The organism is Flavobacterium zepuense (genome assembly GCF_007097145.1).
Taxonomy (GTDB): Bacteria; Bacteroidota; Bacteroidia; order Flavobacteriales; family Flavobacteriaceae; genus Flavobacterium; species Flavobacterium zepuense.
The window spans coordinates 238,732-251,813 of record NZ_VJVZ01000005.1; the positions used below are offsets into that span (position 1 = coordinate 238,732).

The 13,082-nt window shown below is 40.6% G+C and carries 10 protein-coding genes; 5 read left to right on the top strand and 5 right to left on the bottom strand.

Translation table 11 applies throughout. The annotated features are described in order from the left end of the window. Positions 1-134: 134 nt before the first annotated feature. Genes FMM05_RS09820 through FMM05_RS09830 form a run of 3 tightly spaced genes read left to right on the top strand, consistent with a single transcriptional unit; the run spans position 135 to position 5,119 of the window. The gene (locus tag FMM05_RS09820; protein ID WP_143373189.1) at positions 135-1,853 is read left to right on the top strand and encodes a M23 family metallopeptidase; all 1,719 of its coding nucleotides are present in this window, start codon (positions 135-137) and stop codon (positions 1,851-1,853) included. A gap of 22 nt (positions 1,854-1,875) precedes the next feature. Then, positions 1,876-4,344 carry a TonB-dependent receptor gene (locus tag FMM05_RS09825; protein ID WP_394345150.1) on the top strand — a complete coding sequence of 823 codons (2,469 nt, stop codon included), beginning with the start codon at positions 1,876-1,878 and terminating at the stop codon, positions 4,342-4,344. A 46-nt stretch (positions 4,345-4,390) separates the two neighbouring features. Continuing rightward, entirely contained in the window at positions 4,391-5,119 is a 729-nt protein-coding gene (locus tag FMM05_RS09830; protein ID WP_143373191.1) for a hypothetical protein, read from the top strand. 90 nt (positions 5,120-5,209) lie between these two features. Here FMM05_RS09830 and FMM05_RS09835 read toward each other — a convergent pair whose 3' ends face one another. The 5 genes from FMM05_RS09835 to FMM05_RS09855 all read right to left on the bottom strand — a co-directional run bounded on the left by FMM05_RS09835 (position 5,210) and on the right by FMM05_RS09855 (position 11,195). Next, the gene (locus FMM05_RS09835; protein ID WP_143373192.1) at positions 5,210-5,908 is read right to left on the bottom strand and encodes a hypothetical protein; all 699 of its coding nucleotides are present in this window, start codon (positions 5,906-5,908) and stop codon (positions 5,210-5,212) included. Positions 5,909-6,077: 169 nt separating this feature from the next. Further along, positions 6,078-7,904 (bottom strand): ABC transporter ATP-binding protein, encoded by a 1,827-nt coding sequence (locus FMM05_RS09840; RefSeq protein ID WP_143373193.1) that lies wholly within the window; start codon positions 7,902-7,904, stop codon positions 6,078-6,080. Positions 7,905-7,908: 4 nt separating this feature from the next. Then, entirely contained in the window at positions 7,909-9,636 is a 1,728-nt protein-coding gene (locus tag FMM05_RS09845) for a phospho-sugar mutase (protein WP_143373194.1), read from the bottom strand. Positions 9,637-9,683: 47 nt separating this feature from the next. Continuing rightward, positions 9,684-10,634 carry a glycosyltransferase family 2 protein gene (locus tag FMM05_RS09850; protein ID WP_143373195.1) on the bottom strand — a complete coding sequence of 317 codons (951 nt, stop codon included), beginning with the start codon at positions 10,632-10,634 and terminating at the stop codon, positions 9,684-9,686. Between the two features lie 3 nt (positions 10,635-10,637). Next, entirely contained in the window at positions 10,638-11,195 is a 558-nt protein-coding gene (locus FMM05_RS09855) for a DUF4199 domain-containing protein (protein WP_143373196.1), read from the bottom strand. Between the two features lie 237 nt (positions 11,196-11,432). On the opposite strand from FMM05_RS09855, the gene FMM05_RS09860 reads away from it, so the two are divergent. Together FMM05_RS09860 and FMM05_RS09865 are read left to right on the top strand one after the other, a co-directional pair. Continuing rightward, positions 11,433-11,705, top strand: coding sequence for a type B 50S ribosomal protein L31 (locus tag FMM05_RS09860; protein ID WP_143373197.1), 273 nt, complete (start codon positions 11,433-11,435; stop codon positions 11,703-11,705). 178 nt (positions 11,706-11,883) lie between these two features. Beyond that, positions 11,884-13,059, top strand: a complete 1,176-nt coding sequence (locus FMM05_RS09865; protein ID WP_143373198.1) for a GlmU family protein — start codon at positions 11,884-11,886, stop codon at positions 13,057-13,059. The last annotated feature ends 23 nt before the right edge of the window (positions 13,060-13,082 follow it).

Below are 13,082 nucleotides of genomic sequence, written 5' to 3' on the forward strand. Positions count from 1 at the left end.
TTTAATTAGAAACAATAGTTGGGTGTAAAAATGTTAGTTTTTTTTCGTTTTCCTGTAATATTTTACAATGTAAACAGTTATAAGTTTACGCTAAAGGGCGTGGTTTTTTTAGCGGTTTTTTATATTTTAGCCCAATGAGATTTTCCTTACTACTGCTATTATTTTGCCTAACACTTTCGGCACAAAGCCCTTATCCGCAGGATTACTTCCGTTCTCCTATGGATTTGCCCGTGCATCCCTCGGGTACTTTTGGCGAATTGCGCACCAATCATTTTCATGCAGGGCTTGATTTTCGTACCGATCAAACAACAGGCCACCCCGTGTATGCCGCGGCAGATGGCTATGTTTCGCGCATAAAAGTATCAACCTATGGCTACGGTACCGCATTATATATAGACCATCCTAACGGTTTTACCACGCTTTACGGGCATTTAAGTGCTTACGGGCCAAAAATTGAGGCGTATGTAAGAGCAAAACAATACGAAAAAAAGTCGTTTGATATAGAGCTATTCCCCAAACCGGGCGAACTGCAGGTTGTAAAGGGCGAGGTGGTAGCATTTTCGGGTAACTCGGGCGGTTCCGGCGGGCCGCACCTGCATTTTGAGTATCGCGACACCAAGACCGAGATGATACTTAACCCGTTGCTTTTTGGCCTCAACAAAAAAATGCAGGATACCAAAGCGCCAAGCATTTACGGTATAGTGGCCTATCCGCTAAGCGATGACGCTGTGGTAAACGAATCTAAAAAACCAATACTTATAAGCCTTAAGCTGCAAAAAGACGGTAGCTACATTGCCGATAAGCTTCAGGCTAAGGGCAAAATAGGCTTTTCTATAAACGCTACAGATAAATCTACAGGCAGCTCCGGCAATAATGGTATCTATAAAGTAGAGACATTTTACAACGGCAGTCCTTACTTTAGCTATATGTTCGACACCTTTGCGTTTGACGAATCGCGCTACGTAAACAATTTTATAGATTATCCGCGTTATTACAACACGGGGCAGCGTTACCAAAAGCTGTTTACGCGCCATCCGTACCCGTTATCGCTGTTAAAGCGCAATGCGGGCAACGGCCAGTTTACCATTGTGCCCGATACAATTAAAAATTACAGGATAGAGGTGAGCGATTTTCATGGTAATAAAACGGTGGTTAACGGTAGTATAGAATACAGCGATAAGCCAGGTACCGTGGCAGATGCCAAACACCTTACGCCATATTATGTTAAGGCGGCTAACGATAATAATTACAGTAAGGACAATGTATCGGTATTTATACCTGCCAATGCTTTGTACGACGATTTTTATATGGATTTTGATGTAAAAGATTCGATACTTTACCTTCATAATGCTACGGTGCCGGTGCATACCGCGGTTACCGTATCATTTGATGCCACGAACATCCCAAAGGAAAAGCTCCAAAAAACGTTTATAGCAGGCTTTAGCGACAAGCGAATTACCTACAACAATACGTATATGGAAGACGGCAGGCTTACCGCCAAGGTAAAAACGCTGGGTAACTTTAAGCTGGCACAGGACAACACCGCACCAAAAATATACAGCCCAAGCTTTGCAGAAGGCAAATGGCTCACAAAAAACAATGTTTTTAGCCTTAAGATAAGCGACGACATGAGCGGTATTGCTACTTTTGATGCATGGCTTAACGGCAAATGGATATTAATGCATTTTGATTATAAAACCAGGATTATATACCATAATTTTAGCGATGGTATTGTAGATGAAGGCCGAAACGATTTAAAAGTTACGGTTACCGATAATGTTGGAAATTCTACTACCTTTGAAACTCATTTTTTTAGATCACAAAATACTTCTTCTGTTGAAAACAATAAATAAGCTGTTAACGTTCACATTCTTAATGTTTTGTACTGTGGCTTTTGCCCAAAAAAAGCCGATATTGTACGGTATCATGATCGATGAGACCCAAAAACCTATTGAGGGGGTGAGCATTTATTATGATGGCCCACAAGGTCATGTGCAAACCATTACCGATAAAACAGGTTTTTATAGATTAGAAATACCGATTGATGTTCCCGTAACAGTATATTTTTCGCACATAAGTTTTGCACTTTCTCAAATAGATGGTGTGCAAATGGGGGTGAATGACAGCTATGAATTCAACTCGGTACTTTTAACCGGGGCGAGAGAATTGCCCGATGTGTTTATAAGTAGTAAAAAGGGGGAAAAGAGGGTAGAAGGTATTACTCAAATATCTCCTACAGCAATACGATTAATACCGGGCGCTAATGCAGGTGTAGAAAATATAGTAAAACTTTTAGGTGGTGCCAGTGGCAACAATGAGTTAAGTACAGGCTATAATGTGCGTGGAGGTAACTACGATGAAAACCTTGTGTATGTTAATGATATCGAGATCTATCGTCCGTTTCTTATCCGTTCCGGACAGCAGGAAGGCCTTAGCTTTACCAACAGCAACATGATTGAGAATGTTGATTTCTCAGCAGGTGGTTTCCAGGCACGTTTTGGCGATAAGCTGTCTTCTGTTTTAGATATTACATACCGCAAGCCGGTTGATTATGCTGCTACTATTGAGGCGAGTTTCCTTGGCGGAAGCCTAACGCTTGAGGGTATTAGCAAAGACAAAAAATGGACGGGAATTATAGGTGCACGTTACCGCGATAACAGCCTGCTGGTTAACAGTCAGGAAACTGAAACCAACTTTAAGCCAACCTTTGCCGATGTACAAAGCTACATAACATTCACACCTAATGAAAAGTGGGAGTTTACGTTTTTAGGTAATATTTCGCAAAATAAATACCACTACCAGCCCCTTACAAGGCAAACCAACTTTGGTACTATAGATGCCCCGCTTGCGTTGCAAATATTTTATGATGGGCAGGAAAAAGATGAATACAAAACCTATTTCGGCGCATTTACTTCGAGGTTTCAGGTTTCAGAAAATTTTGCTCTTAAATTTATAGGATCGCTTTACCATACACAGGAGCAGGAATATTTTGATATCCTTGCACAGTATGCACTTGGTGAGGTGGATAGTAATTTAGGGTCGGAAACTTTTGGTGATATTCAGTTTGCCCGTGGTGTGGGCTCACAGCTAAACCATGCCCGTAATAACCTTGATGGACTAATAGCTAACGCAGAGGTTAAAGGCTACCATGATATTGGTACAGAGAAAAAAGATAAGGTAGAGTGGGGCTTTAAATATACCCGCGAAGACATACGCGACCGCCTTTTAGAATATGAAGTAATAGATTCCGCAGGGTTTTCGCTTAATCCACCAATAATCGACCTCCCGGTTAACGACCAACCTTACACACCATATACTGGGCCGCTTGTGCCATATCAAAGCGTACGTGCCCTTAACTTTGTAACTATAGACCGTTTTTCGGGCTATGCACAATGGAGCCGCAGGACCAAATGGGGCAGTAACGAGATATTTTTAAATGCCGGTGTGCGTGCAAACCAGTGGCAGGTATCGGGCGATGATATAAACGGTAGCAAGAGCCAAATCGTAGTTAGCCCGCGTGCGCAGTTTTCCATCAAGCCTAAGTGGGACATGAACATGCTTTTCCGCCTTTCGGGTGGTTTATATTACCAGCCGCCGTTTTACCGTGAGCTGCGTGACTCTGTTGGCGCGGTTCGCCCTGACGTTAAAGCACAGCGCTCTATACACGTAGTGGCAGCTAACGATTATACCTTTAAACTTTGGGAAAGGCCATTTAATTTGGTTACCGAAGCCTATTATAAAGAAATGGACGATGTAAACACCTATACGCTGGAGAATGTGCGTATTCGTTACCGCGCCAATAATGATGCTGTAGCCTATGCATACGGACTTGATATGCGCCTTAACGGTGAGTTTGTACCGGGAACCGAGTCATGGGTTACTATTGGCTACATGAAAACGGAGGAGAATATTAATGGCCGTGGCTACATTGCCCGCCCAACCGACCAAAGGGTTAAGGTTGCTATCCTGTTCCAGGATTATGTGCCTAACATCCCAAGCCTTAAAATGTACCTTAACTTAGTGTACAATTCAGGGTTGCCGGGTGGTTCGCCATCGTATGCTGATTCGTATATATATCAGTCGCGCCTTAATGATTACCGCCGTGCCGATGCCGGTTTCTCTTATGTTTTTGTAGATGGTGCCAAGCCGGAAACAAAACCTTCAGCAAAATGGCTGCAGCCGTTTAAGGAGCTTGCATTAGGCCTTGAGATTTTTAACCTCTTTGATAATCAGAACTCTATTACTAATACCTGGGTGCGCGATGTGTATACCAAAAGCCAATACGGTATACCTAATTACTTAACAAGCCGCGTTTTCAGCCTTAAGCTTACGGCCAAGATATAATTATTGAAACAAATTGCTTATTTTTGGTATATATCTACTGATGAAAATGAAAAAAGCCGCGATTATAGCATTAGCCTTTACTGCCGCACTGTTTGTTAGCTGTAAGGAAGAAAAGCCGAAGCCTAAAGTAATTTACCGCGACACTAAAGCGGTTAAAGCGCAGCCTAAAAAGGTAGATTCTACCCAGATTAAAGTAGCCGACCTGCCTGTTTTAATGGACGGTACCAAATACCTTATCCATCCCGTAGGGGATATCAGGATATACGACGACAGCAATCGCAGCTATGGTTCGAGCCGTACTACAGGATCTGTTAGTTATGCGATATCCAACTATAATCGTTTTGAAATTACCGGTTATTTTGAGAACCTTAAATTTCAGCATGTTGATTCAACCACACTGAGGCCGCTTACAACCAATAAAATACAGATACAAACTGCTACCTACCTTAATAGCTTGTCTGACAGGACTAAAAAGCAGGTGCTTGTTTATACCCTTGTAGATGCCGATACCAACCAGGATGGCAAAGTAGACAGTAACGATATTAAATCGCTTTACATAAGCGAAATAAGCGGTAAAGGATTTAAAAAACTATCAGAAGACGTACAGGAACTGGTAGACTGGAATATTATTGATGCACAAAACCGTATTTACTTCCGTACTATAGAAGATATTAATAAAAATGGTGCCTTTGATAAAAACGATATGGTGCACTACCATTACGCCGACCTAATGGCAAAAGACTGGGCCGTTACCGATTATAAGCCGGTAGAGTAGGTATCAGTTACAGTTTGTCATTCTGAGCGCAACGCAGCGGAGTCGAAGAATCTCGTGTAGGTGCCTGCCTACTGAGACTGCGACTGAAAACTAAATAAGTATATCACTTTCCAAATCTGATTTTTCTATCTTAAAATCAAATCCCAATTGCTGCATTAGCTGTATTACAAGGTTTTTGTACCAGTTCTCTGATTTGGGGTGAATGTATATCTTTTCAATTAGCTGATTAATGTCTACGTTGGCTTTTACGCCCTCATTAATGCTTAAATGATGTTCGGTAAGGTCGGATATTATACGTACCTCACGCTCGTACTGAAAGCTCTTTCGTTTAAACAGGAATGGGAAAAAGCTGTCATTAAACGGAATATATTCCTTTTTATAATCAATATATTTTACCTCGCCAATGTGCTGATCGTAACGGTTTTCGGGGCCTAATGCTTCCTGTAACCGGCCTATAGTGCTTTGTATCGCCAAGCCTTCGTTGTTCTTGGTAAATATCTGCCACATGGCATAACTTTCATATTCATTAATATGCCAGCTGCTTATAACTACATTTTTACGGTGCGATTTGTAGTAATCTAAAAATTTAGGATTGTGTTCTGATATTTTACGTATCTCCTCAAAAGTAGGCTCACTAAAAGTACCCTCATATTGGTCTTCAAATTTGTCCGAACGCGACATAAAAAGCTGCCTGCAAAACAGCAGGTCCAGGAATTTGGAAAGGTCCAAATATTTCCAAACTATGGTATCCGGGTCGGGTATTGTAATCTGGCTGTTGGAGATATACATGGGTATTAAATGCGGTTTTATAGCTTAAAGATACACCTAAAAAAAATAGCTGCAAAAAATGCAGCTATTAATCAATTGTTATTTTTGGTACCCAAACTCCTTACTTGAATAAGGTTGAGATACTTACTATTTATCAAATCACCAAATAAACAAATCGCCGAATTAACTTTTACTCGAACGATTGCATCATTACCAGCTTCTTATAGGTACCGTCTTTTGCAATAAGTTCGTCATGTGTACCTTGCTCTACAATACGCCCCTTTTGCATTACCACGATCTTATCAGCTTTTTGAATGGTGCTTAGCCTGTGCGCAATAACCACCGATGTACGGTTTTGCATCATATTGTCAAGCGCTTCCTGTACTAATCTTTCACTTTCAGTATCAAGGGCAGAGGTAGCCTCGTCTAATACCATAATAGGCGGGTTTTTAAGCACGGCACGGGCAATGCTAAGGCGTTGTTTTTGTCCGCCGCTAAGCTTGTTGCCGCTATCTCCAATGTTTGTATGAATACCATCGGGCAGCCCTGCAACAAATTCATAAGCGTTGGCTATGCGCAAGGCATTCAGTACCTCCTCATCAGTAGCATTTTCGTTGCCAAGGGTTACGTTGTTCCTGATGGTATCGTTAAAAAGGATACTATCCTGTGTTACAAGCCCCATAAGGCCACGTAATGATTCCAATTTAAGAGATCTGATATCTGTCCCGTCAATTTTTATTGTGCCCTCCTGAACGTCGTAAAAGCGTGTAAGCAAATTAGCTATAGTACTTTTTCCACTACCGGATTGTCCCACTAATGCAACAGTTTGCCCTTTAGGAACGGTTAGTGAAAAATCTTTAAGTACGTTTTCTTTTTCGTACCTAAAATTAATATTCTCTATAGTAATGTTCGTTTCAAAATCTTGCTTACTAAGGGCATCAGGTTTATCAGTTATAGGATTTTCCTGTTCTAATACTTCCATTAGCCTATCGGCAGCAGCATTACCTTTCTTGATGTCATAAGATGATTTAGAAATAGCTTTCGCCGGGGTAAGGATATTATATGCAAGGCCCATATATCCTATAAATGCCGATCCTTTAAGGCTGCCTTCAACTAATACCATGTGCCCACCATACCATAACAAAATAGCAATAACCATTATACCCATAAACTCGCTTAAGGGTGATGCAAGGTTTTGGCGGTTAAGGATCCTGTTAGAAAGGTCGTAATGTTTTTCTGTTGAACCTTCAAATTTTCGCGTAAAATAGCTTTCGGCTGTAAAGCTCTTTATCACTTTAAGCCCACCTAATGTTTCTTCAATAATGGATAAAAAAGTGCCTTGTTCCTGTTGCGCCCTGCCCGACTTTTTCTTTAACGATTTACCTATCTTAGATATTACAAACCCCGAAACGGGGATAAACACAAACACAAAAAGCGTAAGTTTAAGGCTTATACCTATCATAATACCAATAGAGAACAGGATTGTAAGAGGTTCTTTTACTATTAATTCTAAAATAGACAGGTAAGATGACTGTACCTCGTTAACATCAGACGACATTCTTGCCATAACATCGCCTTTACGTTTTTCTGAATAAAAAGCTAAAGGGAGGTGGATTATTTTTTGGTACATACCGTCGCGTAAATCGCGAAGCACGCCATTTCTTAAAAATGTGGCAAAAAACAGTGCCAGATAGTTAAAAAGGTTTTTAAGTAAAAAAATGCTTATAATTACTATAACCATAGCACCCAGCGTATATTCTACGCCTTTAGTGTCGTTGGTAGTAGTAACATAATAGTTAAGGTAATTATTTAAATAATCTTTAATCTCAAAAATATCGGTATATACCGGCTTAACCCTTAATTTTACTGTGTCGCCAAAGATAACCGACAGCATAGGGATAAGCGCTAAGAAAGATAAAGTACTAAAAAGTGCGTACAGAACATTAAAAAAAATGTTCAGGTACGCATACTTTTTATAGGGAATCGCAAAGCGAAGAATTTTTCTGAAGTTACTCATTAAATTAGTTCAGGTTCATTTCCTGTATAATGTTCTTAATTTTTTGGTCGAGCGATGCCTCAACTTCTTTAAAGTTCTTAACATCGTCCAGTTTATCGTTTACACTAAAGTAAAACTTAATTTTAGGCTCTGTACCGCTTGGGCGAGCACATATTTTAGTACCGTCTTCAAGATAGTAAATCAATACGTCTGATTTTGGCAGTGTAAGTGCTTCTTCCTCGCCAGACAGCAGGTTCTTAGCGGTAGATGACTGGTAATCTTCTACCATAAGCACACGCTGGCCGTTAATTTCTTTAAGCGGGTTTTCGCGCAGGCTTATCATCATTTGTTTAATCTCGGCAGCACCTTCTATACCTTTTTTAGTGATAGAGATAAGGTACTCTTTATAAAAGCCGTATTTTACGTAAAGTTTTAAAAGCTCTTGATATAGTGAACTCGCTTTTGCTTTAGCCTGTGCAGCAATTTCGCATAGCAACAGGGTAGAGGTAACCGCATCTTTATCCCGAACGGCATCGCCCACCATGTAGCCAAAGCTCTCTTCGCCACCGCCAATAAACTCAAGTTCAGGGAAATCGACTATCATTTTAGCGATCCATTTAAAGCCGGTAAGGCCTACTTTGCACTCTAAGCCATAGGCACTTGCCAGCTCCTGCATCATTGGTGTGCTAACAATAGTTGAGCCAATAAACTGTTTGCTGTTAAGTTTGCCTTGTTTCTGCCATTCGTTCAGTAAAAACTCTGTCATAAGTACCATTGTCTGGTTACCGTTAAGCAGTGTCATGATACCGTTACCGTTGCGCACTGCAACGCCAAGTCGGTCGGCATCAGGGTCGGTGCCAATAACAACATCGGCATCTAACTGGTCTGCCAATTCTACAGCCATAGATAAAGCCTCAGGCTCTTCCGGGTTTGGCGATTTTACCGTAGGGAAATTTCCGTTAGGCACAGCCTGTTCTGCTACAAGGTGCACGTTGCTGTAACCGGCATCTTCTAAAAGGTCCGGAATTAATTTGACCGATGTACCGTGAAGCGGAGTATAAACAATTTTAAGATCAGTTTTAGCCTCAGGTGCCGTGTTGAATGACGCGTTAACCAACGACGATTTTATAAACTCTACATCAATATCGTGGCCTATAATTTCTATAAGGCTTTCGTTAGCATCAAATTTAATGGCACTGTACTCTAAGGCCTCAATAACTTCTATAAGTGCTTTATCGTGTGGTGGTACAAGCTGGCCACCATCTTCCCAATATACTTTGTAACCGTTATATTCCGGCGGGTTGTGCGATGCCGTAAGTACTATACCTGCCTGGCAGTTAAGGTATTTAACGGCAAAAGAAAGCTCAGGAGTAGGACGAAGCTCTTCAAAAAGATATACTTTAATACCGTTGGCAGAAAATACATCGGCAACTATTTTGCTAAGTACATCGCTGTTATTACGGCAATCATAAGCTATAGCAATCTTAATTTCCTGATTAGGGAAGTTGGTGTGCAAATAATCACTAAGGCCTTGTGTGGCTTTACCTAACGTATATTTATTTATACGATTGGTGCCCGGGCCCATTATGCCCCTCATACCGCCGGTACCAAACTCAAGGTTACGGTAAAAGCTGTCTTCCAGTTCTTTGGGCGATGAGGTCATCATATCTTTAATGGCATCCTGTGTTTCAGTATCAAAAACAGGGCTAAGCCATACATTTACTTTGTCGAGGATTGATTTTTCAATTTCCATGGATGTGGGGGATTTATTATTTTTTCTTCTTGATTGTTGGAATAAATTTATAAAGTTTCGCTGACTTTATAGCGCTCTTCGTTGTTTTTTGTACGAAGGATTATTTCGCCTAAAAAGCCTGCCAAAAACAGCTGCGTACCTATTATCATGGTAGCCAGTGCTATGTAAAACCAGGGATTATCGGTAATTAATATGGCCCTTTCGTGCATATACAATTTATACAGCTTGTTAATGCCTATATATACTGCCGACGACAAACCTATTAAAAACATAAGCACACCCAGCGCCCCAAAAAGGTGCATGGGCCTTTTACCAAAACGCGACAGGAACCAAATGGTAATAAGGTCTAAGAAACCGTTTATAAAACGTTCCATACCAAATTTAGTGGTACCATATTTACGCGCCTGGTGAATAACTATTTTTTCGCCTATTTTGCCAAAACCGGCATTTTTAGCAAGTACAGGTATGTAGCGGTGCATTTCGCCACTAACCTCTATATTTTTAACTACTTTTTGTTTGTATGCTTTTAACCCACAGTTAAAATCATGCAGCTTAACGCCCGATGTTTTCCTGGCAGCCCAGTTAAACAGTTTAGACGGCATATTTTTAGATAGGATAGAATCGTAACGCTTTTTTTTCCAGCCGGAAACTAAATCGAGTCCGCCGGAAGTTACCATGCTGTACAATCCCGGAATTTCTTCGGGGCTGTCCTGCAAATCGGCATCCATGGTAATAATAACATCGCCTTGAGCCTTTGCAAAACCGGCATGAAGGGCTTGCGACTTGCCGTAGTTTTTAAAAAACTTTATGCCCTTTACATTAAGGTCTTTTTGGGCAAGTTGCTGTATTATAGGCCAGGAATCATCGGTACTACCATCATCAATAAAAATAACCTCATAACTATAGTTGTTCTGGGTCATTACCGATACGATCCACTGGTGGAGTTCCTTAAGAGATTCTTCTTCGTTTAAAAGGGGGATAACTATAGATAAGTTCATGTATTAAAATGCTCCCGGATTTTCTTTTTTAACAATGGCGCCAATAATAAGGCCGTTTATTAACCCTATAAAAGCATAAATAAGCATAGACATTGGCAACATAACATAAGGTTTCATGAATAGTTCTGCAACCTGTATTCCCATTTCCAGCTGCTCGGCTGTCATGTTAGGATTTTGTGCAACCATACCCTCTTTAGCTTTTTGCAGCATTTCTGCCTGTAGCTCGGGCAATACCATATTAAATATAATGTTGAATACACCTAAGACCAAAGCAGCAATAACGGTTACAATTACACCTGCTTTAAGTGCTTGTGCCAGTGTTATATATCCGCCCGATAATTTTTTATATTGATTACAGGCCAGGAAAATAAAAATCATTGGCAGTACTATATAATTAAGTAAAGAATTTACTACAGCTATTGCACCGCCATTTTGCGGATTAATGTCAAGGGCATAAAAAACAACAAATTCAATAATTAATACAAGCCCAAATACAACTCCATAACTTAGGGCAGCTTTTGCAGGCTTTACAGGTGGCGTAATTGTAATTTTTTCATCCATGGTATTTGTTTGTTTGGTTTAAGCAACAAATATACTAAATCCGCCTTTATGTGCTGTTAAAAAAGTGTTGTGGATATTTGGAAAAAAATGGTGTGCTTTATTTGATATTAAAAAAATAGTTGTAATTTTGCACCCTGATTTAAAAAGTTTATAAACAAAAAGTTGCAGTGCATTTATACCTTCCCTTAAAAGAAGCCGCAAAACAACCTGTAACCAAACAATAAAAATTTACTCAAAATGAAAAAAGGTGTTCACCCGGAAAATTACAGATTAGTTGCTTTTAAAGACATGTCTAACGAAGAAGTGTTTTTAACTAAATCTACTGCTGATACTAAAGAAACAATTATACACGAAGGCGTTGAATACCCGGTAGTGAAAATGGAGATCTCTCGTACTTCTCACCCTTTCTACACAGGTAAATCTAAACTTATCGATACTGCAGGACGTATTGACAAGTTCAAAAACAAATATGCTAAATTTAGCAAAGAAACTAAGACTACAGAAGAGTAATCACTTCTTACCTTATATAGCAAAGCCTTCCGGAAACGGAGGGCTTTTTTTTTGAGATACTTAAGTAGCTAAGATACTTAGATGCTTAGAAATTCAGGAAACTTAGATTCTAAGCCCCTCAGATTCTAAGAACCTTTTTAGTAACTTTGGCACTTTGTAACTCTGTAACTCATAAAAAATGAACTACATTCTTTTTGATGGCCCTGTGCGCAATGCTCTGCTGCCGTTTACCTTTACCCGCCCCGTGGCCGATATTAGGATTGGCATACTAACCATTCGCGAAAAATGGGAAAAATACCTGGGCTATACCACCACTACCGTAACCGAGGAATATCTTACCGATAAGTACCCTATGGTAGAGATGGAAGAGAATGTGCTTATTAACGCTGCTTACCTGCCTAACGAGGTGCTTGCCGAAATGGTTATGGCACTGGAGGAAAACCAGGCTATTTTTAGCGGCGACGAGGTTGTGGCGTTTTACAGTAAGGAGAATCAGGAAGAGGTAGATTTTGATACTTACGAGATTATTGAATATAATGAAGAGGGCTTAAAAGTTGAGCATGTTTGGGACATTTTTAAAAAGAATGATGCCGCCCTGCGTGAAGATTTTGAGCTCCTTACCGAGGGACGTACCTCTCAGCCCATACCATCAAGCGTAAACACCCTTAGCCCCGAGAATATTTTTATTGAAGAAGGTGCCAAACTTGAGTTTGTTACGCTTAATGCTTCAACAGGGCCTATTTATATTGGTAAAAATACCGAAATTATGGAGGGCTCTATTATCCGCGGGCCGTTTGCCTTATGCGAAGGCGCCGTGGTTAAAATGTCAGCTAAAGTATATGGCGCTACGACCGTTGGGCCGGAGTGCAGGATTGGTGGCGAAGTGAGCAACTCGGTACTCTTTGGCTATTCTAACAAAGGGCATGATGGCTTTTTGGGCAACTCGGTATTAGGAGAATGGTGCAACCTTGGGGCAGACACCAACAACTCTAACCTTAAAAATAACTACGAAGAGGTTAAACTGTGGGATTATGAAAAAGGCAGCTTTGTAAAAACGGGACTCCAGTTTTGCGGCCTTATGATGGGCGACCATAGCAAAAGCGGTATCAATACCATGTTTAATACCGGTACGGTTGTAGGGGTTTGCGCCAATATTTTTGGCAGTGGCTTCCCTCGCAATTTTGTACCCAGCTTTTCATGGGGTGGCGCTGCCGGCATGATGACCTACGATGTTAAAAAGGCTTTTGAAACTGCACGCATTGTTATGTCGCGCCGCGATGTTGAATTTACTCCCGAAGATGAAGCAATTCTTGCCGAAGTGTATCAACAAACCGAAAAACTTAGAAATATATAGTCAGCTTAGCTGTACAAATACTA

Excerpts from the sequence above, each read along its gene's own strand:
- FMM05_RS09825 (WP_394345150.1), top strand. The coding sequence starts at position 1,876 with ATGTTTTGTACTGTGGCTTTTGCCCAAAAAAAGCCGATATTGTACGGT.
- FMM05_RS09855 (WP_143373196.1), bottom strand. The coding sequence starts at position 11,195 with ATGGATGAAAAAATTACAATTACGCCACCTGTAAAGCCTGCAAAAGCT.
- FMM05_RS09860 (WP_143373197.1), top strand. The coding sequence starts at position 11,433 with ATGAAAAAAGGTGTTCACCCGGAAAATTACAGATTAGTTGCTTTTAAA.
- FMM05_RS09865 (WP_143373198.1), top strand. The coding sequence starts at position 11,884 with ATGAACTACATTCTTTTTGATGGCCCTGTGCGCAATGCTCTGCTGCCG.
- FMM05_RS09835 (WP_143373192.1), bottom strand. The coding sequence starts at position 5,908 with ATGTATATCTCCAACAGCCAGATTACAATACCCGACCCGGATACCATA.
- FMM05_RS09850 (WP_143373195.1), bottom strand. The coding sequence starts at position 10,634 with ATGAACTTATCTATAGTTATCCCCCTTTTAAACGAAGAAGAATCTCTT.
- FMM05_RS09820 (WP_143373189.1), top strand. The coding sequence starts at position 135 with ATGAGATTTTCCTTACTACTGCTATTATTTTGCCTAACACTTTCGGCA.
- FMM05_RS09830 (WP_143373191.1), top strand. The coding sequence starts at position 4,391 with ATGAAAAAAGCCGCGATTATAGCATTAGCCTTTACTGCCGCACTGTTT.
- FMM05_RS09845 (WP_143373194.1), bottom strand. The coding sequence starts at position 9,636 with ATGGAAATTGAAAAATCAATCCTCGACAAAGTAAATGTATGGCTTAGC.
- FMM05_RS09840 (WP_143373193.1), bottom strand. The coding sequence starts at position 7,904 with ATGAGTAACTTCAGAAAAATTCTTCGCTTTGCGATTCCCTATAAAAAG.